General features: G+C 71.2%; 19 protein-coding genes, 4 pseudogenes and 1 CRISPR repeat array. Of the genes and pseudogenes, 15 read left to right on the top strand and 8 right to left on the bottom strand.

Features of this window, described 5'->3' with window-relative positions:
* Positions 1-283: 283 nt before the first annotated feature.
* The 4 genes from ACF1BE_RS31480 to arsM form a co-directional block, all read right to left on the bottom strand.
* Positions 284-922, bottom strand: a complete 639-nt coding sequence (locus ACF1BE_RS31480) for a hypothetical protein (protein WP_392202402.1) — start codon at positions 920-922, stop codon at positions 284-286.
* Positions 923-1,182: 260 nt separating this feature from the next.
* Entirely contained in the window at positions 1,183-1,356 is a 174-nt protein-coding gene (locus ACF1BE_RS31475; RefSeq protein WP_392202401.1) for a CsbD family protein, read from the bottom strand.
* A gap of 152 nt (positions 1,357-1,508) precedes the next feature.
* Entirely contained in the window at positions 1,509-1,778 is a 270-nt protein-coding gene (locus tag ACF1BE_RS31470; RefSeq protein WP_389851733.1) for a DUF3761 domain-containing protein, read from the bottom strand.
* A 740-nt stretch (positions 1,779-2,518) separates the two neighbouring features.
* Positions 2,519-3,412, bottom strand: a complete 894-nt coding sequence (arsM, locus tag ACF1BE_RS31465) for an arsenite methyltransferase (protein ID WP_392202400.1) — start codon at positions 3,410-3,412, stop codon at positions 2,519-2,521.
* A 104-nt stretch (positions 3,413-3,516) separates the two neighbouring features.
* Between arsM and ACF1BE_RS31460 the strand changes: the two genes are divergently transcribed.
* The 3 genes and pseudogenes from ACF1BE_RS31460 to ACF1BE_RS31450 all read left to right on the top strand — a co-directional run bounded on the left by ACF1BE_RS31460 (position 3,517) and on the right by ACF1BE_RS31450 (position 5,073).
* Positions 3,517-3,891: an ArsR/SmtB family transcription factor gene (locus ACF1BE_RS31460; RefSeq protein WP_392202399.1), complete on the top strand. Its 375-nt coding sequence runs from the start codon at positions 3,517-3,519 to the stop codon at positions 3,889-3,891.
* Positions 3,888-4,624: pseudogene (locus ACF1BE_RS31455) on the top strand (aquaporin). The gene ACF1BE_RS31460 and the pseudogene ACF1BE_RS31455 overlap by 4 nt, the downstream one beginning before the upstream one ends.
* A 26-nt stretch (positions 4,625-4,650) precedes the next feature.
* Positions 4,651-5,073 (top strand): arsenate reductase ArsC, encoded by a 423-nt coding sequence (locus tag ACF1BE_RS31450; protein WP_392202398.1) that lies wholly within the window; start codon positions 4,651-4,653, stop codon positions 5,071-5,073.
* Positions 5,074-5,090: 17 nt separating this feature from the next.
* Here the strand turns inward: ACF1BE_RS31450 and ACF1BE_RS31445 are convergent.
* Together ACF1BE_RS31445 and ACF1BE_RS31440 are read right to left on the bottom strand one after the other, a co-directional pair.
* Positions 5,091-5,881: pseudogene (locus tag ACF1BE_RS31445) on the bottom strand (TSUP family transporter).
* Positions 5,882-6,197: 316 nt separating this feature from the next.
* Positions 6,198-7,184: an ATP-dependent DNA ligase gene (locus ACF1BE_RS31440; RefSeq protein ID WP_392202397.1), complete on the bottom strand. Its 987-nt coding sequence runs from the start codon at positions 7,182-7,184 to the stop codon at positions 6,198-6,200.
* A 554-nt stretch (positions 7,185-7,738) separates the two neighbouring features.
* On the opposite strand from ACF1BE_RS31440, the gene ACF1BE_RS31435 reads away from it, so the two are divergent.
* Entirely contained in the window at positions 7,739-7,945 is a 207-nt protein-coding gene (locus ACF1BE_RS31435) for a DUF6417 family protein (RefSeq protein WP_392202396.1), read from the top strand.
* Positions 7,946-7,990: 45 nt separating this feature from the next.
* Here ACF1BE_RS31435 and ACF1BE_RS31430 read toward each other — a convergent pair whose 3' ends face one another.
* Positions 7,991-8,329, bottom strand: coding sequence for a DUF6233 domain-containing protein (locus tag ACF1BE_RS31430; protein ID WP_392202395.1), 339 nt, complete (start codon positions 8,327-8,329; stop codon positions 7,991-7,993).
* A 147-nt stretch (positions 8,330-8,476) separates the two neighbouring features.
* On the opposite strand from ACF1BE_RS31430, the gene ACF1BE_RS31425 reads away from it, so the two are divergent.
* Together ACF1BE_RS31425 and ACF1BE_RS31420 are read left to right on the top strand one after the other, a co-directional pair.
* A complete protein-coding gene (locus ACF1BE_RS31425) occupies positions 8,477-9,490 on the top strand; it encodes a hypothetical protein (protein WP_392202394.1) in 1,014 nt (337 codons plus the stop codon).
* 83 nt (positions 9,491-9,573) lie between these two features.
* Positions 9,574-9,774, top strand: coding sequence for a hypothetical protein (locus tag ACF1BE_RS31420; protein ID WP_392202393.1), 201 nt, complete (start codon positions 9,574-9,576; stop codon positions 9,772-9,774).
* Positions 9,775-9,788: 14 nt separating this feature from the next.
* On the opposite strand, the gene ACF1BE_RS31415 is transcribed toward ACF1BE_RS31420, so the two are convergent.
* Positions 9,789-10,031 carry a hypothetical protein gene (locus ACF1BE_RS31415; RefSeq protein WP_392202392.1) on the bottom strand — a complete coding sequence of 81 codons (243 nt, stop codon included), beginning with the start codon at positions 10,029-10,031 and terminating at the stop codon, positions 9,789-9,791.
* Between the two features lie 151 nt (positions 10,032-10,182).
* Here ACF1BE_RS31415 and ACF1BE_RS31410 point away from each other — a divergent pair, with 151 nt between their 5' ends.
* From ACF1BE_RS31410 to cas7e, 9 genes and pseudogenes are all read left to right on the top strand, one after another.
* On the top strand, positions 10,183-10,854 hold the full coding sequence (locus tag ACF1BE_RS31410) for an HNH endonuclease family protein (protein WP_392202391.1): 672 nt from the start codon (positions 10,183-10,185) through the stop codon (positions 10,852-10,854).
* A gap of 736 nt (positions 10,855-11,590) precedes the next feature.
* Positions 11,591-12,007 carry a hypothetical protein gene (locus ACF1BE_RS31405; RefSeq protein WP_392202390.1) on the top strand — a complete coding sequence of 139 codons (417 nt, stop codon included), beginning with the start codon at positions 11,591-11,593 and terminating at the stop codon, positions 12,005-12,007.
* 630 nt (positions 12,008-12,637) lie between these two features.
* Positions 12,638-12,817, top strand: coding sequence for a hypothetical protein (locus ACF1BE_RS31400; RefSeq protein ID WP_392202389.1), 180 nt, complete (start codon positions 12,638-12,640; stop codon positions 12,815-12,817).
* The gene (locus ACF1BE_RS31395) at positions 12,814-13,422 is read left to right on the top strand and encodes an RNA polymerase sigma factor (protein WP_392202388.1); all 609 of its coding nucleotides are present in this window, start codon (positions 12,814-12,816) and stop codon (positions 13,420-13,422) included. Before ACF1BE_RS31400 ends, ACF1BE_RS31395 begins: the two co-directional genes overlap by 4 nt.
* Entirely contained in the window at positions 13,419-14,096 is a 678-nt protein-coding gene (locus ACF1BE_RS31390) for a hypothetical protein (RefSeq protein ID WP_392202387.1), read from the top strand. Before ACF1BE_RS31395 ends, ACF1BE_RS31390 begins: the two co-directional genes overlap by 4 nt.
* A gap of 42 nt (positions 14,097-14,138) precedes the next feature.
* Positions 14,139-15,326: a CRISPR direct-repeat array (repeat unit 29 nt; unit sequence GGGACCATCCCCGCGGGCGCGGGGAGCAC).
* A gap of 220 nt (positions 15,327-15,546) precedes the next feature.
* Positions 15,547-18,477 (top strand): CRISPR-associated helicase Cas3', encoded by a 2,931-nt coding sequence (gene cas3 / locus ACF1BE_RS31385; RefSeq protein ID WP_392202386.1) that lies wholly within the window; start codon positions 15,547-15,549, stop codon positions 18,475-18,477.
* A pseudogene (casA, locus tag ACF1BE_RS31380) lies at positions 18,470-20,170 on the top strand (type I-E CRISPR-associated protein Cse1/CasA). The gene cas3 and the pseudogene casA overlap by 8 nt, the downstream one beginning before the upstream one ends.
* The gene (casB, locus tag ACF1BE_RS31375) at positions 20,167-20,868 is read left to right on the top strand and encodes a type I-E CRISPR-associated protein Cse2/CasB (protein ID WP_392202385.1); all 702 of its coding nucleotides are present in this window, start codon (positions 20,167-20,169) and stop codon (positions 20,866-20,868) included. The pseudogene casA and the gene casB overlap by 4 nt, the downstream one beginning before the upstream one ends.
* Positions 20,865-22,059 (top strand): annotated as a pseudogene (gene cas7e / locus ACF1BE_RS31370) (type I-E CRISPR-associated protein Cas7/Cse4/CasC). Before casB ends, cas7e begins: the two are co-directional and overlap by 4 nt.
* The last annotated feature ends 14 nt before the right edge of the window (positions 22,060-22,073 follow it).

The raw sequence follows: 22,073 nt of genomic DNA, 5'->3' as shown, positions 1-22,073 counted from the left end.
GGGACGATCGTTCGGCTGAAGCCCTGCAGTGCCTTTCGCCGCGTAGCGACCGCCCTTCACGATCACATCCCGTACGGGTTCAGCCCCGGCTCGGCCTGTTGGCCGTCCGGGGCTGACTCGTACCCGGGCCGGCACACAAGCGTGCAACCCCGGTGGCTAGCGGCTAGCCGCTGACTCAGGGCCGTGTAGAGAGCGCGCGGAAGCCGGTGGTGGTGCTCTCACCCCGGCACTCGGTTTGTCACGATCACCAGCGATGGTGTCCAGCTGGTGCGGTGGGTGAGGGTCAGTCCTGCAAGGGAAGCTCGGTGGTGTAGTCCGCAAAGGTGTCGGGCCGGTTCGCGGCGTACTCGGCACGCGCCTGGCGGTCTTCCTCGCGCAGAGCGGGGTGGACGGGTGTCGTGGCCGGTGCGGGCCAGAGCTGGATCAGGTGCCGTTCACCGTGATCACCGATGCCGGGTTCGGGGTCGTCGGTGTGGCAGTACAGGCGCATGCGCACCCAGCGGTCCTGATCGAGCGGGGGCTGGACACGAAGGAGTGGTTCCTCTTCCGGCCACGCGTCCATGACGTCGCCGGGGTCGAGGGTGGCGAGGTGGATGCCGTCCGTCTCGGCCAGCAGGCTGAGCTCCTCCGCGGGCTCCCAGGCGCTGCTCGCCTCAGGGGCGGGCTGGCTGTCGTGCACCTGGACGGTGAGCTGGAGGGGGCCGGTGTCGGTGGTCGGCAGGACGATGGCGCTCGAGGGTCCTGCCGGGCCGCAGCGCCAGCCGTAGGGCATCTGATCCGGGTAGTCGTCGTGCTCGGTGAAGCCGATGAGGTATCCGCTCTCACCGAGGTCGACGGTGAACTCTGCTTCCTGGACCAGCATGGACAGCTCCCGTTCCACACAGCGCAGGTGCTCCTCCCCGAGGCGGCCGGGAAGGAGCACCTTTGGTCTAGCACAGGGTGGCGCCCTGGCTGTCGTTCTCCTCCCTCCGCACCACGTGATCGTCGCGCCGAGGTACGGGGTGTGGGGACCGCTTCAGCAGGGCCTGCACCGGCTGACGACCCCGCTGATCCCCACTGCGGATGGCGGGAGCGGGCCGGGGATCCGGCCAGCGTTGCCACGGCCGGCGCGGCTGCGGCCTTCATCGGAAAAAAGGTGGGCGGCCGGTTACCGGCCGCCCACCACGTGGCGCTTTTTGTTCGTCAGTGCCGGCCGGTGTCCTTCAGCGACTCCTTGGCCTCGCGGGCGTTACCCGCGGCCTCGGCCGCATGGCCCTTGGCGATCAACTTGTGGTTGCCCACGGCGTGTCCGGCTGCCTGAGCGGCCTTGCCCACTGCCTGTTCGGCCTTGGCCCTGGCCTTCTCGCTGGCGGCCATGTCGCTCACCTTCCTCGGTTGCCGGTCTGGGTACTGGCTGTACGCATGACCCCTTGCGATGCCGGCAAACCCAGGGGCGGAACGACACAGTTCGTGTCCGGCACCGACGCGGTGAGCTGGAGGGTTGAAGGCGGCCGCTGTCGGGGGCGGGTCTACTTGAACCAGTAGCGGACGCCGTGGTGGTGGGAGCACGTGCCCTGCGAGTGCCGCGAGTAGGACAGGGACGCGTCCTTGCACTTCGCGGTCTCGTACTTGTCCTTGGGCTTCTGATGGTGCGTCCAGCCGCACAGCCCGGTGGTGTGGTGGATGCAGTGGTGAGCGGTGTTGGTGGACGGCAGCGTGGCCGCGGACGCGGTCGGTGCGCTGAACAGAACACCGGTGAGAGCGACGGCGATGGCCGGGCCAACAAGACGTGCGCGCAAAGGAATCCCCCCTCAGGGATGAACGAGTGCAGCGGGAGCTTATAGCGGTTTCAACGACTTGTTGCCCACTTCGGTCAATCTGGGCGCAACTGGTGGTCCGTGGGGCTCTTGGACGGGCCGGAAGGACATGCCGTCCCGCAGGCCGACCCAGGAGGGCAGCCGCAACGAGTAGGGCCGGTGGAGCCAGGCCTGCCCCGCACAGCCATCGGGACGTCGGCACCTACCCGCCACCGTCCGCTCCACCGGACTGCCGTGCTGCTGTCGTCGACCGGACAATGCGTGACGCTCTGGAGTCCGCTTGTATACGTGCCCGAGCCCGGGCAGCCGGCCCAGGTTCTTCGGCCTGCGCTGCACGAGTCGGTGCAGAAGGCGAAGGCCTCGCGCACCCAAGAGGCACCGCCGAGCGAAAGGTGCTGGAGCTGCCGCGGCCGAAGAGGGCGACCGTGATGAAGCAGCCGGCCATACAGCGCGTGAGCCGCCTCGTTCGGATCCGCTCGGGTGCGCGGGGGGGTCCGTGCGTGTGCGTGGTCTTCGGGTAGCGCGTACATGTGGGCTGTGGTCCTGCTGCCGCCGATCGCACCGATGCTCGCCGAGGCCTGGCCTGTGCTGCCGCCGGAGCGGGCACTTGCGGGCGGGCTGGTGATGGAGCAGAAGTTATGGACAGGGTTTGGGCTTGTCCGTTGTCCAGTACGGAAGCGCGGCCGAGGTTCCCAACTTGAGGGGCCCGGCCCCGTCTTGCGTCAGTCCTGGCAGCCGCACCCTGACGCGGTCTTGGCCTCGGTCACGGTGAGGGCGGGGTCGACGGAGGTCTCAGCGGGCGTACAGCAGGCGCCGACGCCGCAGCAAGCATCGGTCGGCTCGGCAGCCGGTCGGGCGCTTTCGGCGGTCACCGGCTTCGTGGCGCGGACGATCGCAGAGTGCATGCCGTCGGCGACCGGGTGGGTCGGGGTGATGGCGATGTCCGTGAACCCGGCGGCTTCGAGTCCGGCGCGGTATTCGGCGAAGGAGAGGGCGCCAGCGATGCAGCCGACGTAGTCGCCGCGCTCGGCGCGCTGGTCGGGGGTGAGGGTGTCGTCGGCGACGACGTCGGAGACGCCGATCCGGCCGCCGGACTTGAGGACGCGGAAGGTCTCAGCGAACACGGCGGGCTTGTCGGTGGACAGGTTGATCACGCAGTTGGAGATGACGACGTCGATCGTGTTCGCGGGCAGCGGGACGGCTTCGATCGTGCCCTTGAGGAACTCCACGTTCGTCGCGCCCGCCTTCGCCGCGTTGGCCAGGGCCAGGGCGAGCATCTCCTCGGTCATGTCCAGTCCGTACGCCTTGCCGGTGGGGCCGACGCGGCGGGCGGAGAGCAGGACGTCGATGCCGCCGCCGGAGCCGAGGTCGAGGACGCGTTCGCCTTCGCGGAGTTCGGCGATGGCGATGGGGTTTCCGCAGCCGAGGGAGGCGGCGACGGCCTCGGCGGGGAGCGCGTCGCGGTCGTCGGCGGCGTAGAGGGTGGAGCCGAAGTTGTCGTCGACCTCGACGGGCTCAGGTCCGCAGCAGGCGGCGTTGCCCTCGGTGACCTTCACGGCTGCGGCGGCGTACCGCCGGCGGACGGTTTCGCGCAGGTCGGTGGACTGCTCGGTCATGGCTTCACTCCTGGATGACGGGCATGGCGGTGCCCGGAACGGCTTGTATTGACGTTCTTTGATGCAACCTTGCGCTTTGAATCGAAAAACGTCAACATAGAGGCATGTCGAAACAAGAGCTTGAGGTGATCGGCCAGGGCACCGCCTGCTGCCCGGGCCTGTCCACCGCCCCACTGGACGAGGACCAGGCGGCCGACCTGGCGAAGGTCTTCAAGGCCCTGGGCGACCCCGTGCGGCTGCGGCTGATGTCGATGATCGCCTCGCGCGGGGAGGGCGGGGAGGTCTGCGTGTGCGAGCTGACCCCGGCCTTCGACCTGTCCCAGCCGACCATCTCGCATCACCTCAAGCTGCTGCGGCAGGCCGGCCTCATCGACTGCGAGCGCCGCGGGACCTGGGTGTACTACTGGGTGCTGCCCGGCGTCCTGGACCGGCTCGCCGCGTTCCTGACCACGACGCAGCCCGCCGGAGCCCCTGCGTGAGCGCGCCGCTCGGCCGTCGGGTTGCCGCGGAGGCGATCGGGACCGGGCTGCTGGTGGCGGTGGTCGTCGGTTCCGGCATCCAGGCCACCGAGCTGCACATGACGTCGGTGTCCAGCTGCTCGCCAACTCCCTGGCCACCGTTTTCGGCCTGGGCGTACTGATCGCCCTGTTCGGGCCGGTCTCGGGCGCGCACTTCAACCCCGCCGTGACCCTGGCCGCCTGGTTCGCCGGCCGCCGCACCGCGGGCGGCCTCGCCCTGCGGGACGTCGCGGCGTACGTGCCCGCCCAGATCGCGGGAGCGGTCGGCGGGGCGATCCTGGCCGACGCGATGTTCGCCAAGCCGCTGGTGAAGTTCTCCACCCACGAGCGGTCCGCCGGCCACCTGTGGCTCGGCGAGGTCATCGCAACGGCCGGGCTCATCCTGCTGATCTTCGGCCTGAACCGGATCGGCCGCGCCGCGCTGGCCCCGGCCGCGGTGGCTTCTTACATCGGGGCCGCCTACTGGTTCACCTCCTCCACGTCGTTCGCGAACCCGGCGGTGACCATCGGCCGCATGTTCACCGACACGTTCGCCGGGATCGCGCCCGGCTCCGTCGCCCCGTTCATCACCGCGCAGCTGCTCGGCGCGGCCCTCGGACTTGCCGTTGGGACCGCGGTCTACGGCCTGCATGCCGTTCCGGCCCGCCGGGCAGTCGAGGTCCCGCGCAGCGAACCCGAACCCGCCGTCTCCTGACCACACCCGCAAGAAAGACACCCGCCATGAACACTCCCGCCTCGCGCCCGTCGGTGCTGTTCGTCTGCGTCCACAACGCCGGCCGCTCCCAGATGGGCGCCGCCTTCCTCAGCCATCTCGCCAAAGACCGCATCGAGGTCCGCTCGGCTGGCTCCACGCCCGCCGACTCCGTCAACCCGGCCGTCGTGGAAGCGATGAAGGAGGTCGGCATCGACATCTCCGCCCAGACTCCGAAGGTCCTCACCACGCAGGCGGTGCAGTCCTCGGACGTGGTGATCACCATGGGCTGCGGCGACGCCTGCCCCGTCTTCCCCGGCAAGCGGTACCTGGACTGGCAGCTCGAGGACCCTGCGGGCCAGGGCGTCGAGGCCGTACGACCGATCCGCGACGCCGTCGAAGCGCGGGTGCGTGGCCTGCTCAGCGAGCTGGGCATCCCCGCCTCCCCCTGAACACCGCACAGACGCGATCAGCGCAACGTCTGGGCTGCGTAGAGGGCCCCGAGGGCGGCGGCAAAAGTGCCGAGCAGGAGTCGCAGTGCCGTCTCGGGCAGGTGGGGCTGGAGCCGGGCGCCGAGGTAGCCGCCGATGAGACCGCCGAGGCCGCAGGCCAGGCCGAGCCACCAGTTAGGGGCGACGGGCCCGGTGCTCACCAGCGTCAGGGCGGTGTAGACGGCCGCGCCGGCGACGGAGGTGGTGAACGTCGCGGCGAGCGTGGCCGGTGCGATGAGGGCCAGGGGCAGGCTGCGGGCGGCGAGGATCGGCCCGAGCAGGGAACCGCCGCCGATCCCGTAGATGCCGCCCACCACCCCGACGCCCACGGCCAGAACGGACAGCGCGGCGGGGGACGGCGCGGCGGCGGCTTCGGCCGGTGAGCGTTTGCCGGCCGGACGCCGGGTTCGGATGCACAACCACAGCCCGAGCGGCAGGAGCAGGGCCCGATCAGCAGCCGAAAGACGTCCGGGCCCGGCAGGACGAACACGCGCACGGCGGCACCGGCAGCGACACCGGGCAGCGTCCAGACGACCAGACGGCGGGCCAGGGGGCTGCGCATTGCGCCGTTACGGCGGTAGCGCCACAGGGCGCCGGGCCCGGCGACCACGTTGAACAGCAGGTTCGTTGGTGTGACCGCGGGGCTGGCCACGCCCAGGGCGCTCAGCTGGACCGGCAGGAGGAAGACCGCTCCCGACACGCCGACCGGCGCGGTCACCGTCGAGATTAGCAAGCCGGCGGCCAGCCCCACCCAGATCGTCCACTCCACCGCCGTCACCACCCCTCGATCGCCCGGCCAGTATCAACGGCCCGGACGCCGGCGGAGCGGGATGGCAATGAGATGTTCACGAACAGCAGGAGCAGCCCGCGCCGCAGCCGCACGCATCCTCCGAGTCCGGGACCGGTCCGTGTGATCGGGCGTCGGCAGCCGGGTGGCCATCGCCACTTCACCGAAGGGGAGCTGAGCGTGCTGGAATGGACGCCCAGCGGCGACGGCTTGGCAGCAGCAGGGCTCTACTTGTACGACTTCGACACTGGCGCTCAATCGACCAGTTGAGTTTCAGCGAACGGCGGAATACTCCCACTCACTCACCGAACAATGGGACTTCGTTGTACGTGAGATCCGCCCGGATCCGCAGGAAGTGGACGGGGTGACGGTAGCGGCCCTCGTCGACGGCGGTATCGGCCTGGAACTCGGCCACCAGCTCAGGCCGTACCGGGTGGAACTCCAGCTCACCGCGGGTGCCCCAGCTCGCACTGAAGCGGCGCCCCTGCCAGGGGTGATCGGGGTCAGCCCGGTGCAGCTGCGGTGCGAGGTCGCGACGTACGGCGGTGGCCAGGGACGTGGTCCGCGCGATCATCCGCAGGTTCCCGAGGGCGTCGCACCGGGCCAGCAGCAGCGTGGCCGGTGAGGCAAGGGTGCCCGTGACCCCGCCGATCATCCCTTCGGCGGTCGTGTGGGAGCGGACCTTGATCCAGGCACGCCTGCCCGGCAGGTACGGCTGACCGCCGCCCTTGATCACGACGCCCTCGATGCCGACCGCGCCCCAGGCCGGATCCAGCCAGTCCAGCGCGACCTGCCGGTCGCTGGTGGCAGGGCACAGCGAGAACGGGGCGGCGAGCACGCCGCGGGCGAAGAGATCCTCCAGAATCACGCGCCGCTCGCGGTACGGCCGGGCGAGCAGCTCGGTGCCCCCGGCCTCCAGGACGTCGAAGACGATCAGGTAGGCGGGGCGTTCGGCCGCCGCCTGGACGGCGCCGCGGCCCTGGCGGCGCGCCCGGCTCTGCAGCTCGCCGAAGTGCAGCCGCCCCTCGTACGGCACCACGAGCTCGCCGTCCAGCACGAGCGCCTCACCCAGCTCGCCGGCCGCAGCGGCAATGTCAGGGAAGGCGCCGATGAGGTTCGCACCCTGGCGGGACTGGAGCATGACGAGGTCGGGGCGTGCGAAGAGGATGGCCCGGAAGCCGTCCGGCTTCTGTTCCGCGACCCAGTTCCGCGGCAGCGCCGCATCTGGAGGCAGCTGCCGACGGGCTTCGGCGAGCATCGGCTCGATCGGGGGTGTCAGGGCCACACCGACACATCTACGCGGTGCTGATGGTCCTCGCGCGCTGGGCGGATCCGGACGGGGCCCAGGTCAGGGCGGTGATGGTGCGGAGGTCCGGCTGCGGCTGGGCAGAGGGATGACGGTGCTGCTGCCGCGCAACACATGGTTTTCGAGGGTGAGTTGCCGGATGGCCTCCTCGTATAGGGCGAGGGTGCGGCGCAGGTCGGTGGTCTCCTGCCGTAGCCGACGGAGATTTTCCTCCTTGGGCTCGTCGGTCTTCGGCCGGTCCGTGTGCGGCCGCGGCACGCCAGGCGGTGGGAGCCCTGCTGGCCCCGGCGGGAGCCGATCACCCGTGGCACGGCGTCCGCTTCTCGGCCGGCTGGGGGCGCGGCGACCTCGACTTCACCCCCGTGCAGCCGGAGCTTGTCGCCGAGTTCCTCGCCGATACCGCGGTCGATGAGGGTCGCTGGAGGCATCCGGTTCGCTTCGTCCGCGTCCGCGACGACTTGGACGTCGACGGCCTGCCCCTCGTGGCTCCGGGTCGGGCGTGACCGCAGCCGGCGCAAGGCGTTGCCACAGGCGTGGACGACTACGAGGACCTGGACGTGGACGAGATCGAGTTCGCGCCGGTGGAGGGAGCCGGTGAGCGGCTGCCGCTGCTGACGCTGGAGGAGGCGCACGACCTGCTGGACTGGCTGCGCGATGCCGCTGCCAGAAGCGGGCCGGATGCGGCGGTGGCCAACCGCTGGGCGAGGGAGATCGCTGCCCGGATCCCGTCCCGGGACTGATCGCCTGCCGCCCGGTGGCCGAGGAGACTGCCGACACCGACGGCGTCACCGCGCACCTCCGTCACCGCCGTCCGCGGCGAGGCCCCACAAGCTGCGCGGCCGGGATAAGCCAGCAATCCCCAGACCGGAGTCGGGGCGGCAGTGGGCGCAGGCGCTGGTGCCCTCGGCGAGCAGCCGCCAGGCCTCGTCCCGGTCGACGGGGCGGCGTCGCTTGCCCGCCATGTGGCAGGTTCCGCTGTGGACCTGGACGGGCGGCCGGTCGACGCCGATGCCGAGTTCGACGATCCACTCCGGTGCGGCCGGCTTCGTGCGGCGGCCGTGCTCTTGTTCGGCCTGCCGCTGCGTGACGTAAGCGATCTTGCGGTCGATGCGTGCCAGCCACATCACGTGCCACACCCGCAGCGTGTGCAGCCGCTCAGGGTCCGGCGGCAGGTCATCGAACGTATTTTTGATTCTAAGCTCGCGATCGGAGTCGCCGCCCTCGCGTGTTCGATTTTGTGTTCGATAACGTGAGGGGTGGAGGTGGTCCGGATGAGCGAGGCGACGACGCAGGTCGGATGGTCGACGGTGATGCATGTGCGCTGCCCCGACCGGCTGCCCGAGGAGCCCTACCGGCGGGTCCTGGAGCTGCTCACAGACCTGTCACCGGTGGTACAGGCTCTGCCGCCGACCGCGGCCCTGGTCGAACTCAAGGGGGCGTTGCGGTACCACGGCACGGACGCGGCCCACCTGGGCGACATCCTCCGTATCCGCTCGATCTCCCGCCTGGGCGTCGACCTGCGGATCGGCGTCGGCCCCACGGTCACGGTCGCGGCGACCGCCTCCACCCAGATCACTACCCCTGGCGGCGTCCTCGCCGTCGCCCCGGAGCAGGCGGCCGACTGGCTTAGCCCGCTGCCGGTCCAGGCACTGCACGGCATCGGCCCGAGCCAGGCCGCCGTCCTGCGCGACTACGGCATCCACACGGTCGGCCTGCTCGCCGCCGTCTCCCCGGCCACCGTGCAGCGCCTGCTGGGCAAGAAGGCCGGCCGGCTCGCGGCCGACCGCGCCCGCGGTATCGACCCCCGCCCCGTCGTCCCCCGCGCCCTGCCGGCCTCCGCCGCCGTGCGCCACCGCTTCACCCGTCACACCCTCGAGGGCGCCACCGTCCGCGCCGCCCTGCTCGACCTCGTCGTCCAGCTCGGCCTCCAGCTGCGCCGCCGCGACCAGGCCGCCCGCGCCCTCACCCTCACCCTGCTCTTCGCGGGCGGCACCAGCTGGGAGAAGACCCGCCGCCTGCCCGAGGCCTCCGCCCATGACGAGGACCTGCGCACCCTCGCCTACCAGCTGATGGACACCGCCGGCTTGCAGCGCGCCCGCCTGACCGGGCTCGTTCTCAAGGGCGAGGACCTCATCGACGCCGACCAGGTCGCCCAGCAGATAAGCCTGGACACTGCGCGCGAGTCCCGCCTCGTCGCCGAACAGGCCATGGACCGCATTCGGAAGAAGTTCGGCGCTGGCTCCATCGGACCGGCCGCTGTCATGCCCCTCCGCCGCGCCTCATGACCACTCTCCTGGTGCGTCGAGACGACGAGAGAGGTGCTCCGGGCGCCCGCGCCCTCAGGGCGGTCGAAGTGGACCCGCCTCGCGTGATCAGTTCCGGCCGCTACCACCTGCTGCTCGAGTCCGGTGGCCGGCCGGTCCAGCACGGCTGGTGGGGTCGCGAGGAGATTGCGCGGGACAAGTTCCGGCGCTGGGTCGGCGAGTACGGGAGCATGCCCGGTGCCCGCATCATCCTCACCGACGACAAGAACGGCGACGTCCTGGCCGCCTGGCCCGACCCGCGGTAGCGCAGAACGCCCGGCTATTCGACGCCCGGGTTCTCCTGGGTGTGCCGGGCGGCCTTCTTCACGGCCTGCTCCACCTCGTACCGATTGGCCCCGGCCGTCTCGGCGTGCGCGGTCACGGCCGCCTGGACCGTCTCGGACGCCTCACGCCAGCGGCGCCACTGGGCGTCGTACTCCCCACCGGCGAGGGCGGCGAGCTTGACGCGCTCGCCCTCGGCGGATCGTTCCAGCTCGATTAGCTCATCGGGGACCTCTGCCACGGCCACGGATCCTAAGCCGCCCGCGGTATGTGCCGACGATCCGACTTAACCCCCGATCGGGTAGAGCCACTGCCGGTTTCCGGGCGGGTCGCCTACGAGAGCCGCTACGAAGATCACGGCCTTTCCGTGTTCTTCGAGAGGACTCCCGCTCGTGCGCTTCGCCCGCCCCGCCGCCGCGGCCGCCGTGCTCGCCGCCCTCCTCCTCCCGACGACCGCGCACGCCGTCCCGGCTGCCGCCGCGCCCGCCGACTCCGTCACCCTGCCCGTACAAGACGCCTTCGCCCAGTTGTCGGTGCGCACCGAGGACCGCACCGGCTACGAGCGCACCAAGTTCCGGCACTGGGTCGACGCCGACGGGGACGGCTGCAACACCCGCGCCGAAGTACTCAAGGCCGAAGCCGTCATCGCCCCAACTCAGGGCCCGCGCTGCGCTCTGAGCGGGGGTGAGTGGTACTCGCCCTACGACGACCGCTACATCCAGGGGCGCAGCGGTGTGGACATCGACCACCTGGTCCCGCTCGCCGAGGCCTGGGACTCCGGTGCTTCCACCTGGACGGCGAAGGAGCGGGAGGCCTACGCCAACGACCTCGGTGACGACCGCGCGCTGATCGCCGTGTCGGCTGCCTCGAACCGGTCCAAGGCCGACCAGGACCCCAGCACGTGGCTGCCGCCGACCGCCGGCTACCGCTGCCAGTACGTCACCGACTGGGTGGCCGACAAGACCCGCTGGCGACTGAGCATCGATGCCGTCGAGCACGCCGCGCTCGCGGACGTGCTCGGCCGCTGCCCGAACGCCCCCATCACCGTTACCCCGGCACGCTGATCCGGGCCCGTCCGCCGGTGACCTCCCCCCTGATCCGGCCCGGCGGGCGGCGCCGCGCGGCCCCATGTGCTGGTCGGTAGCGCCATCGCCGCCGGCGTCCTTGTCACGGTCGGCATCGTCCGTGACCGCGCGCGGAGGGCGGCACGGGGGCCTTGCGTGTCACCACGATGCAGAGGGGCGGCGCCCTCCCCGCGGCCGTCCACCGAACCGGCTGTCCCTCCCACCTGGCTACATGTGTGTGACCGCCGCGCTGTTGCACGGTTCTGTCGTCGAGCTGCCGGGGGAGGCCTCCCGTCGGGCCGTCCGTGCCCGCCGTCCGGTCGTGCTGCGGTGCCCGGGCCGTGGTCCGGGGCACTCCAGCCTCCGCCCTCGCCCGGCTCCAGCTCGCCCGTCTGCCGCCGGCCGTTCTGTCGCTGGAACCTGAGCAGCGGCGGTGGCTGTCGCCAATGCCCTTCACACCAGCTCGTCCTGGCCCCAGGCCCATGCCGGAGCTGGTACATGAGAACGCGTCACCGTCAGCCCTCTGCGCCCCTACGATGAACGCGTCGACAGGAGAGGCCGCATGGAGGATCCGCCCGCCGGGCCCGACGCGATCAAGCCCCGGCCCGACTACCCGCCGAAGACCCCGCCGCCCCCGAAGAAGCCGCCGAGCCCGCCGCCTCCCGCCCCGTCCCGTAGCCACCTCCTGGCGGGGTTGCCCGTACCGCGGCGCGCCGGCCGCACCGGACACCCTGTCATGAGGAACCGACGCGGCGCGTCATGGACGCTGGACACCGCCCCATGGGCGCCGGCCAGAGCCGCCAGCAACGTGACGGCCCGATTGGCCGACTGGGGCCTGACCGCAGCCACATCCCTCGACCAGGTGGTGCGTCTGCTGACTGCCACGGTCATCGCCGACGGCGGCCGCCGTATCAGCATTCACCTGTCCGAGCAGAACGGCATGGCTCTCGTCCTCTGCCTCAGCCACCGGCACGCCGATACCGGAGAGGCAGCGGACCTGCTCATCGGCTTGCGTGATCTCGGCGCCGACAGCTGCGGAATCGAGACGACCGCCGAAGGACGACACGTGTGGGCCCTGATGCCCGCACACCCCTGCGTGAGCAGCGGAGCCGAACGGTGTGCTCCGCCTCAGCCTCCGGGCTACGGCCGGTGACGTCCGGCGCTCTCCTCCTACCGCCGATGGCACTGACTGACGTGGAGCGGGCCTCGGGGGTGCCCTCCCTGGCCCACCCGTGATGACTTCGGCGTGGAAGAGAGTCGGCTGGGGGTGATCCACGGTCCGACAGCGGGGCCATCGTGACGGTCGCCGTCCTCTCATGGCGGCGGCCTCGCCAGTCGCCGTGGCGCCGCCCCTGCACCGGCGTCGAATATACGGATGCCGCCCTCCGTCGGCTGTTGCTGTCAGTACGTCACCGACTGGGCGGCCGACAAAATGCGCTGGGGCCTGAGCGTCGACGCCGTCGAACGGGCCGCGCTCACGGACGTCCTCAGCCGTTGCCCGGACGTGCCCGTCACCGTCACTCCGGCCGCTGACTGTTGGTCACTTCCCTGCGCGTCGCGAGACGCCCGGCGCGCCAGCGGCGGGCGGTGGTCGTCAGCTTGAAAATCGCTTGATGATTGAACTTGCTGCAATCGTTCCGATACTGAACGTAACTTTTTTGGGGGATCGGCTGCACGTTTCGGCCTGTCCAGGCGCTGATGGGGTGGAGGTGTTTGTCACCTCTGGTGCCGGGGTGGGGGAGGGTGCGGCACCTGGAAATGGAACAGGTACAGGGGAGGACCCGTGCAGCACACTGCTGCCGCGTGGTTGTTCGAAATCGCGCTCGCCCTCAGGGTGTTCGGCCCGGACGTGATCCGCGGTTGCCGGCGGCTGCTGACCGCCGGTGTCCGTATCGGCATCACTCAGCTGACCGGTGCCCGCACTCCGGTCCGTTCCACCGAGCCGGACCGGGAGGCATCGTGAGCGGCGAGCAGGGCACGGAGGACACCGGCGGCGTGGTGGGCACCCCGCGCGCGGTGCCCATCGATCAGTGGCCCGTCGCCGCGCAGATGTCGTACTGGGGGTTCCACGAGCAGCGCCGCGTGGACTACATGCGCTACGCCTACCTCCAGCTCGGCTCCGACGCCGATGCCGAGGAAGCCGTCGACCTGACCTTCGACCGGATCATGGACCACTGGCTTCGCATGCTGGAGATGGAGAACCTGGAGGGCTACGCCTGGACAATCCTCAAGCGCCGCATCATCGACATGCACCGCAAGCGCCGGCGCCGCCCGGACCTGATGGAGACCGCCGCCTTCGAGGCCGCGCTCGCCGACCACGTGGACGACCCCTACGACACGCTGACCGACGCCATCACCCTCTATGCGGCGGTCAGCGTCCTCAGCGAACGCCAGCGCGACGCGATCCTGCTGCACTACGGCATGGGCTTCACCGCCGCCGAAGCCGCCGAAGTGATGGGCAACCAGGAATCCACCGTCCGCTCCCAGCTGCGCACCGGCCGCCGACGCCTGACCACTCTGCTCAAACTCCGCTGCCCGGAGCACCCCGACGGGAAGAACCGCTCATGACCGTGCTGCCCGACGACGACCGCACCATCGACGACCTGCTCGCCTCCGCCCGCACCCGCAACCGCTACGCCACCTACGACATGGCCGCAGCAGAAGCCCGGCTGCGCGCCCGCCAGACCGCCCGTCACCGCCCACCACGCCAACGCACCGCCGACACCGCCCCCCTGCACACCACATGGACCACCCCCGAGGACGAAAGCACCCCGGACGCCGACCGCGCCTGGTGGGACCTCAACGCCGTCTGCCTGCTCACCCTCGGCCCCGACGCCGACAAACAACTCGCCGCGTTCATCACCAGCCGCTACGCCGACAAGGCCGGCGCACTCGTCTTCGCCTGCCTGCTCCACCTCAGCGGCGACAGCAGCGGTGCCCGCTTCTGGTGGCGCTTCGCCGCAGGCTTCGGCCACCCCCTCGCCGAGTACTGCCTCTTCCTCGAACACGCCCACAGCGGCGAGTACGACGACGCCGACCACTGGCGCACCGAACTCCTGCACCACCAGTTCGCACCCGACCTGCTGTGCGGCGACCGGACCACCGCCCCCGTACTTAGCCCGCCCAATATGGACCCCATCCACTCCCACATCGTCCACCAGCACCATCCGGAGATCGGCACCGTGCCCCTGCCCACCTTCTCCCTGATCGGCCAGCTACGGCAGCTCACCTCCCTGCTGTAACCGCCAGCAGCACGGATCCCCATTCGAGGCGACTTCGATGACGCGACCATCCCTGCGGGCGCGGGGAGCACGAAGCGCAAGGGGGAGAGGCCTTGAACACAGCGGGACCATCCCCGCGGGCGCGGGGAGCACAGCGGGTGCCGGGCGTCCAGCTCGTAGCCGATGGGAACATCCCCGCGGGCGCGGGGAGCACGGGAAGGGCCTCGTCCCCTACCTGGTCGCGCCGGGACCATCCCCGCGGGCGCGGGGAGCACGAACCCCACCTCCCCGACGCCGACGACCGGGTGGGACCATTCCCGCGGGCGCGGGGAGCACCCGGCCGGGCGCGACGACGCCGTCCGGGACTGGGGACCATCCCCGCGGGCGCGGGGAGCACTTCGTCCTCGCCCTCGTCCCCACCGCCGTGACGGGACCATTCCCGCGGGCGCGGGGAGCACCCGGCCGGGCGCGACGACGCCGTCCGGGACTGGGGACCATCCCCGCGGGCGCGGGGAGCACCTGCTCGGTCATACGGGCGCCCCCTCGGGCTCGGGACCATCCCCGCGGGCGCGGGGAGCACCCGGCCGCGTCCGCCAGCGAGGGGGATCTTGTGGGACCATCCCCGCGGGCGCGGGGAGCACCGCATGGCCGCCGGGCTCGGCGTGCTGCGCGGGGGACCATCCCCGCGGGCGCGGGGAGCACCGGACACCCATGGACGAGTACGCCTGGACCTGGGGACCATCCCCGCGGGCGCGGGGAGCACTTCGGCTGCCACGAGTTCGCCGCGGAGAACGCGGGACCATCCCCGCGGGCGCGGGGAGCACTCGTCAACTGCAACCTGGAGAAGGGCGGTCGGGGGACCATCCCCGCGGGCGCGGGGAGCACCAGCTGCGCTCGGCGTCCCGCTGCGTGATCTCGGGACCATCCCCGCGGGCGCGGGGAGCACACTGGTCGGACACTGACCTGGACGGCAGCCACGGGACCATCCCCGCGGGCGCGGGGAGCACAGGCGACCGCGGTCACCCTGGTGTGGACGAAGGGGACCATCCCCGCGGGCGCGGGGAGCACCCGGCGCCGGTGCCGGAGACGGCAGTGGTGCCGGGACCATCCCCGCGGGCGCGGGGAGCACGGGGGCCGTCCCAGCCCGGTCACCTCGATGACGGGACCATCCCCGCGGGCGCGGGGAGCACTGCTCGTACTTCGCGTTGGTCCAGAAGACGGGGGGACCATCCCCGCGGGCGCGGGGAGCACTCTTTGTGACCTGTGGTTTTACGGGCTGGGGATGGTGGTTTCGGCGAGTTCCACAGTTTCCGACGAAGGGCATATATGGGGACATTGTGATTGTGGTGGGTGGTCTGATTTTAGGGGTGCTGGGGTAGGGGTGTCTGCTGGTTGATCAGTTCTGGCGGCGGTTTCTGTTCGTTTTCTTCAACCGGCTTCACGCTGGGTGTGGGTGTTGTATTCATCTGGCATGACAGGTGAGGGGGGCGGTCGGGCGGGGCTTCGTGTCCGGTTGGGTGGGCCGGTGCTGAGTGTGTGGGCCAAGCACGACCGTGATGGGGATGGTTGGCTGCCGTTGTGGCGGCATATGGAGGACTGTGCCGCTGTGGCGGGGCGGTTGTGGGATGAGTGGCTGCCGTTGTCGGTGCGCAGGCTGATCGCCGGTGTATTGCCGGGTGGGCAGGCCGATGCCCGCCGGCTGGTGGTGTGGCTGGCTGGTGTGCATGACATCGGGAAGGCGACGCCCGCGTTCGCCTGTCAGGTGGATGCGTTGGCGCAGGTCATGCGCGGTCACGGGTTGGAGATGCGTTCGCGGGAGGCGATGGGCGCGGATCGCCGGCTCGCGCCGCACGGACTGGCGGGGCAGGTGCTGCTGGGCTGGTGGCTGGAGGAGCGCCATGGCTGGACGGTCAAGCAGACCGGGCAGTTCACGGTGGTGGTGGGCGGGCATCACGGGGTGCCGCCCGAGCACGGCCAGATCCAGGCGTTGCAGCGTCACCCGGATCTGCTGCGCACGCAGGGTGTGAGCCGGGAGCTGTGGAAGCAGGTGCAGGACGAGCTGCTGGAGGCCTGCGCGCAGGAGTTCGGTGTCCGTGAGCGCATGGCGGCCTGGAAGACGGTGAAACTGCCGCAGCCGGTGCAGGTGCTGCTGTCCGCTGTGGTCATCGTCTGCGACTGGATCGCCAGTAACAGCGACCTGTTCCCCTACTTCCCCCAGGACGTGCCCCGCACGGGGGCGGAGCGCGTCGCGGCCGCCTGGCGGGGGCTGGACCTGCCCGGTCCCTGGCGGGCTGAGGAGCCGGCCGGGGACGTGGAGGAGTTGTTCGCCTCCCGGTTCGATCTGCCGCCGGGAGCGCGGGTCCGCCCGGTGCAGGAAGCGGCTGTCGCGCTGGCGCGGGAGATGGACGAGCCGGGGCTGATGGTGATCGAGGCGCCGATGGGGGAGGGGAAGACGGAAGCCGCGCTCGCCGTGGCGGAGATCTTCGCCACGCGGTCGGGGGCGGGTGGGGTGTTCTTCGCGCTGCCGACGATGGCCACCGGTAACGCGATGTTCCCCCGCCTGCTGCACTGGCTCGATCGTCTGCCGGCCCCGCCCGCCGCGCGTTACTCGGTGCTGCTCGCCCACTCCAAGGCCGCCCTCAACGACGACTTCGTCGACCTGATGGGCGGCGGCTGGCGTCTCGCCGCCATCGACGTGGACGGCTACGACACGCAGCAGTGGCGGCCGTCGGATCCCGGCCGTGCCGCTGCGGCCGAACTCGTCGCTCATGCGTGGCTGCGGGGGCGGAAGAAGGCCATGCTGTCGTCGTTCGTGGCGGGCACCATCGACCAGCTGCTGTTCGCCGGGCTCAAGAGCCGCCATCTGGCGTTGCGTCACCTGGCGATCGCGGGCAAGGTCGTCGTGATCGACGAGGCCCACGCCTACGACACCTATATGAGCGTCTATCTCGACCGGGTGCTGTCCTGGCTGGGTGCCTACCGGGTGCCGGTGGTGGTGCTGTCCGCGACGCTGCCCACCGACCGCCGCAGGCAGCTGGCCGAGGCATACGCGGGCAAGACAGCCGTCGCGGACCAAGCCCCCTTCCATGCTGTTGCCCGGGCCGGCGACTATCCGCTGCTGACGGCGGTCACCCCCGGCGGCGCGCCGCTGGTGCGGTACCCCACCGGTTCGGGCCGCGGCACGGACGTCGAAGTGGAGCGGCTCGATGACGACGTGCACGTCCTGGCGGACCGGCTGGAGAGGGAACTCGCCCAGGGCGGCTGCGTTCTGGTCGTGCGCAACACCGTACGCCGGGTCCTTCAGGCGGCGGCTGTGCTGCGAGAGCGCTTCGGGACCGACAACGTCACCGTCGCCCACTCGTGCTTCGTCGACGTCGACCGTGCCGCGAAGGACGCCGCGCTCCTGAGCCGGTTCGGGCCGCCAACCGCGAAGACGGACCGCCCGCCGAGGGCGCACATCGTCGTCGCCAGCCAGGTCGCTGAGCAGTCCCTGGACGTCGACTTCGACCTGCTGGTCACCGACCTGGCCCCGGTCGATCTCCTGCTGCAGCGCATGGGACGCCTGCACCGCCACCTGCGCGGCGGCCAGGAGCAGACCGAGCGGCCCGCGCGGCTGCGCCAGGCACGCTGCCTGATCACCGGTGCTGACTGGACCGCCCCCGTGCCCGCACCGGTACGCGGTTCGCTCGCCGTGTACGGGGCGCATGCGCTGCTGCGCTCCGCCGCCGCCCTGCTGCCCCACCTCGACGGCGGCCGGCAGCGCCCGGTGCGGCTGCCGGCGGATATCAGCCCCCTGGTGCAGCACACCTACGCCGACACCTTCGACGGCCCGGCCGGCTGGGAGGAGGCGCTTAAGGCTGCCCGCACACGCCACGAGGAGCACCGCGCGGACCAGGCCGAGCGAGGCGCGACGTTCCGGCTCGACGCTGCGGCCCGCCCCGGCCGGCCGCTGTTCGGCTGGGTCGCAGCCGGCGTCGGTGACGCGGACGACACCCACCAGGGTCGGGCCCAGGTACGCGACAGCCGCGAGAGCCTGGAGGTCGTGGTCGTCCAGCGGCGCGCCGACGGCACACTGGCGACGCTGCCGTGGCTCAAGCCGGACCGCAAGGGCCGCCCGCTGGCCGGGCTGCCCCTGCCCACCGACCAGGTGCCGACCACGCTCGCGGCCCGCACCGCGGCCAGCTGCGGGCTGCGCCTGCCCATCCAGTTCAGCTACGCCGACGTGATGGACCAGGCGATCGACGAACTCGAGGAACTCCACATTTCCGCCTGGCAGGTGAAAGACAGCCACTGGCTCGCCGGCCAGCTGATCCTGCCGCTCGACGAGGACTGTCAGACCCGCCTGGCAGGCTTCTCCCTCCGGTACAGCCCCAGTGACGGTCTTGAGGTGACCCGTGCCTGAAACCGAACCGAACAGCATCGGTGGTGGTGGGGGAGTGCTGTCGTTCGACCTCACCGCCCGCCCGTGGATTCCCGCACTTGGTCGGGACGGCAGTCAGCGGGAGGTGTCGCTGCGCGAGGTGTTCGAACAGGCCCATGGTCTGCGGCGCATCGTTGGTGACCTGCCCACCCAGGAGTTCGCCCTGGTCCGCCTGTTGCGGGCCGTCGCGCACGACGCGCTCGGGGGGCCCCGCGACATCGACGACTGGGCGGATTTGTGGGCGGATGACGGCTGCTTCTCGCCGGTCGGGGCGTACCTCGACCGGCACCGGGCACGGTTCGACCTGCTTAACGCCGAGGTGCCGTTCTTCCAGACCGCCGGCCTGCGCACGGCGCAGGGCGAGGTGTTCTCTCTCAACCGGATCGTGGCCGACGTCCCCAACGGGGAGCCGTTCTTCACCGCCCGGATGCCCACCGTCGAGCGGCTCACCTTCGCCGAGGCAGCCCGCTGGCTCGTTCACGCCCATGCCTATAACACCTCCGGCATCAAGACCGGTGTGGAGGGCGATGCGCGTGCCAAGGGAGGCAAGGTCTATCCGCTCGGTGTCGGCTGGGCCGGCAACCTCGGCGGGGTGTTCGTCGAGGGCCGCACCCTGCGCGAGACGCTGCTGCTGAACCTGATCGCGGCCGACACCGCCAACCTTGAGATCGACGACGCGGACGCTCCGGCGTGGCGCAGGCCGCCGTGCGCCCCGGGTGGCGCCGAGCGTGCCCCGACGGGTGTGCGGGACCTGTACACATGGCAGTCGCGGCGTCTGCGCCTGCACTTCGATGAGGCCGGGGTGCACGGCGTCGTCCTCGGCTACGGCGACCCGCTGGGCCCGCGGGACCGTCAGCACCGGGAGCCGATGACCGCCTGGCGGCGCAGCCGGGCCCAGGAGAAGAAGCTGAAGACGGCTCCCGTCTACCTGCCGCGCGAGCACGCGCCCGAGCGGTCCGCCTGGCGCGGGATCGGCGCCCTGGTCGCCGACCAAGCCGCAACCGCCGAGGGTCCGGAGCCTGCCGACTACCTGCGGCCGGGAATCCTGGAGTGGGTGGCCCGCCTGGTGACGGAAGGCGAACTGGACTCAGGCTTCATGATCCGGGCCCGGATCGTCGGCGCACGCTACGGCACGCAGCAGTCCGTCATCGATGAGATCGTCGACGACCACGTGGCCATGGCCGTCGTCCTGCTGCATTAGCAGGACCGGCGCTATGCCGAGCAGGCCGTCGCCGCCGTCGGTGACGCCGACCTCGCGGTCAACGCTCTCGGTGACCTCGCCACGAACCTGGCCCGCGCGGCCGGCACGGAGACGGAGGGCCCCCGCTCCACCGCACGGGATCTCACCTACGGCCTCCTCGAGGCCCCTTACCGCACCTGGCTGGCCCATCTCGCCGACACCGACGACCCCTACGCGCAGCGCACCGCCTGGCAGCAGCAGGTGTACGCCATCGCCGGCCGCACCGGCGACCAGCTGATGGCCGCGGCCAGGAACGCGGCCTGGCAGGGCCGGACCGTCCAGCTCAAGAACGGCACCGAGTGGCTCAACTCCTCCCTCGCCGGCAAGTGGTTCCGCGCCGCCCTGCACAAAGGCCTGGGACGCCCCGGCCTGGATGACCTGCCGCGTGAGACGGACGCAAGCCCGGCACCCACCACCGCGAAGGCACCCGCATGACCACCGAATCCGCACCCGCCACTGTCACCGCCCGCGAACGGGTGACCCGGCTCGCCGCCGCCCACCTCACCACTCTGCAGCGCGGCTATCTCGCCGACCAGTCCCATGCTGTCGCCTCCCTCGCCCGGCTCCGGCGCGGCGCCGGACGCCAGGCCGGCCAGCTGCCCGACCTGTGGGCACTGATCGACACCGGCCCGCTGCACCACACCCCCGACGGCGCCCGACCGCTGAGCGAGCACGAGCTGGAGCGGGCCGAGGACGCCCTGCACGTCGCCCTCACCCTCTACGCGCTGCACCAGCAGTCCCGCCGTACCGGCATGTACCAGCCCGACCGACCTGACAGCCGCCGCGGGCTGGGGGCTGCTGTGCGGCGGATGATGAAGCCCGGCGAGATCGACACGCCCGTGCACAAGCGCCTGGTCCGCGCAGGCACCGCCGCCGACCTGGCCACCTGCGCCCAGCGGCTGCGCGACATCGTCGTCCTGCTGCGCCAGAACGACATCGCCCTCGACCACGCGCTGCTCGCCGGACAGCTCTACACCTGGCAGTGGCCCGGCGGCGCGGACACCGTCCGCAGGGAGTGGGGCCGCTCCTTCCACGCCTGGCACAACAGCGCAGACGATGCACCCCCGGCCCCGGCCCCCGTCGACCGCAACATGCCCGCCCGCACCACGGACACCGACAAGGACGCCTCGTGAACCGCATCTTCCTCGACGTGCACGCCCTGCAGACCGTCCCGCCCAGCAACCTCAACCGTGACGACACCGGCGCCCCCAAGCGCGCGGTGTACGGGGGAGTGCCGCGCGCCCGTGTCTCCAGTCAGGCGTGGAAGCGGGCCACCCGCACCTACTTCGAGGACGAGCACCTGTTGGACGCGAGCGAGCTCGGTGTGCGGACGAAGAAGATCGTGGAGGCGGTCGCCGCCCGGATCACCGATCTGGACGCCTCCCTGTCCGAGCAGGACGCGCTGCGCATCGCGGACGAGACGGTCAAGGCCGCCGGCCTGAAGACCGAGGTCCCCAAGCGCAAGACGAGCGCCGCCATGGACGGTGAGCCGGATCCGGCGCCGCAGTCGAAATACCTGGTGTTCCTCAGCGCCCGCCAGCTCGACGCCCTGGCCCGCCTCGCCGTCGACGGCGCCGCCGACATCACGGCCTACTTGGGGGGACAAGAAGAACAAGGGCAAGGCCAAGCAGCTCGCCGACAGACACCACTCGGTCGACATCGCCCTGTTCGGCCGCATGGTAGCCGACGCCGCCGACATCAACGTCGACGCCGCCGTCCAGGTCGCCCACGCCCTCAGCGTCCACCGCGTGGACAACGAGTCCGACTACTACACGGCCGTCGACGACAAGAACACCGGCGAGGAGACCGGCGCCGGCATGATCGGCACCGTCGACTTCAACTCCGCCACCCTCTACCGCTACGCCGCCCTAGGCGTGCACCAGCTCGCCGCCAACCTCGGTAAGGGCCTGCGTGAGGACGAGCCGCGTACCGACCCGGTCCGCCGGGCCGTGGAGGCCTTCGTCCACGGCTTCGTCGCCTCCCTGCCCACCGGCAAGATCAACACCTTCGGGCACCACACGCTGCCCGACGCCGTGATCGTCAAACTGCGCACCACCCGGCCCGTCAGCTTCGTCGCCGCCTTCGAAGACCCGGTACGCGGCGAGACGGGCGGCTACGTCCGCGAGGCCTCCGAGCGCCTGGCCCAGTACATCCCCGACATCGAACGCGCCTACGGCGATGAAACCACCACGCTCACCTGGGTGCTCCGCGTCGGCCCCAACACCCACAAGCTCGCCGGCCTGGGCACCGAGGCGGCGAATCTCACCGAACTCCTCGCCGCCGTGGGCCAGGCCGTCACCGAACGCCTGGAGAAGCCCGCATGAGCGTGCTGACTCTC

The organism is Streptomyces sp. NPDC014991 (genome assembly GCF_043080665.1).
Classification (GTDB): domain Bacteria; phylum Actinomycetota; class Actinomycetes; order Streptomycetales; family Streptomycetaceae; genus Streptomyces.
Note: the sequence above shows the minus strand (reverse complement) of the source record. Positions and strands in the feature narration are given on the sequence as shown.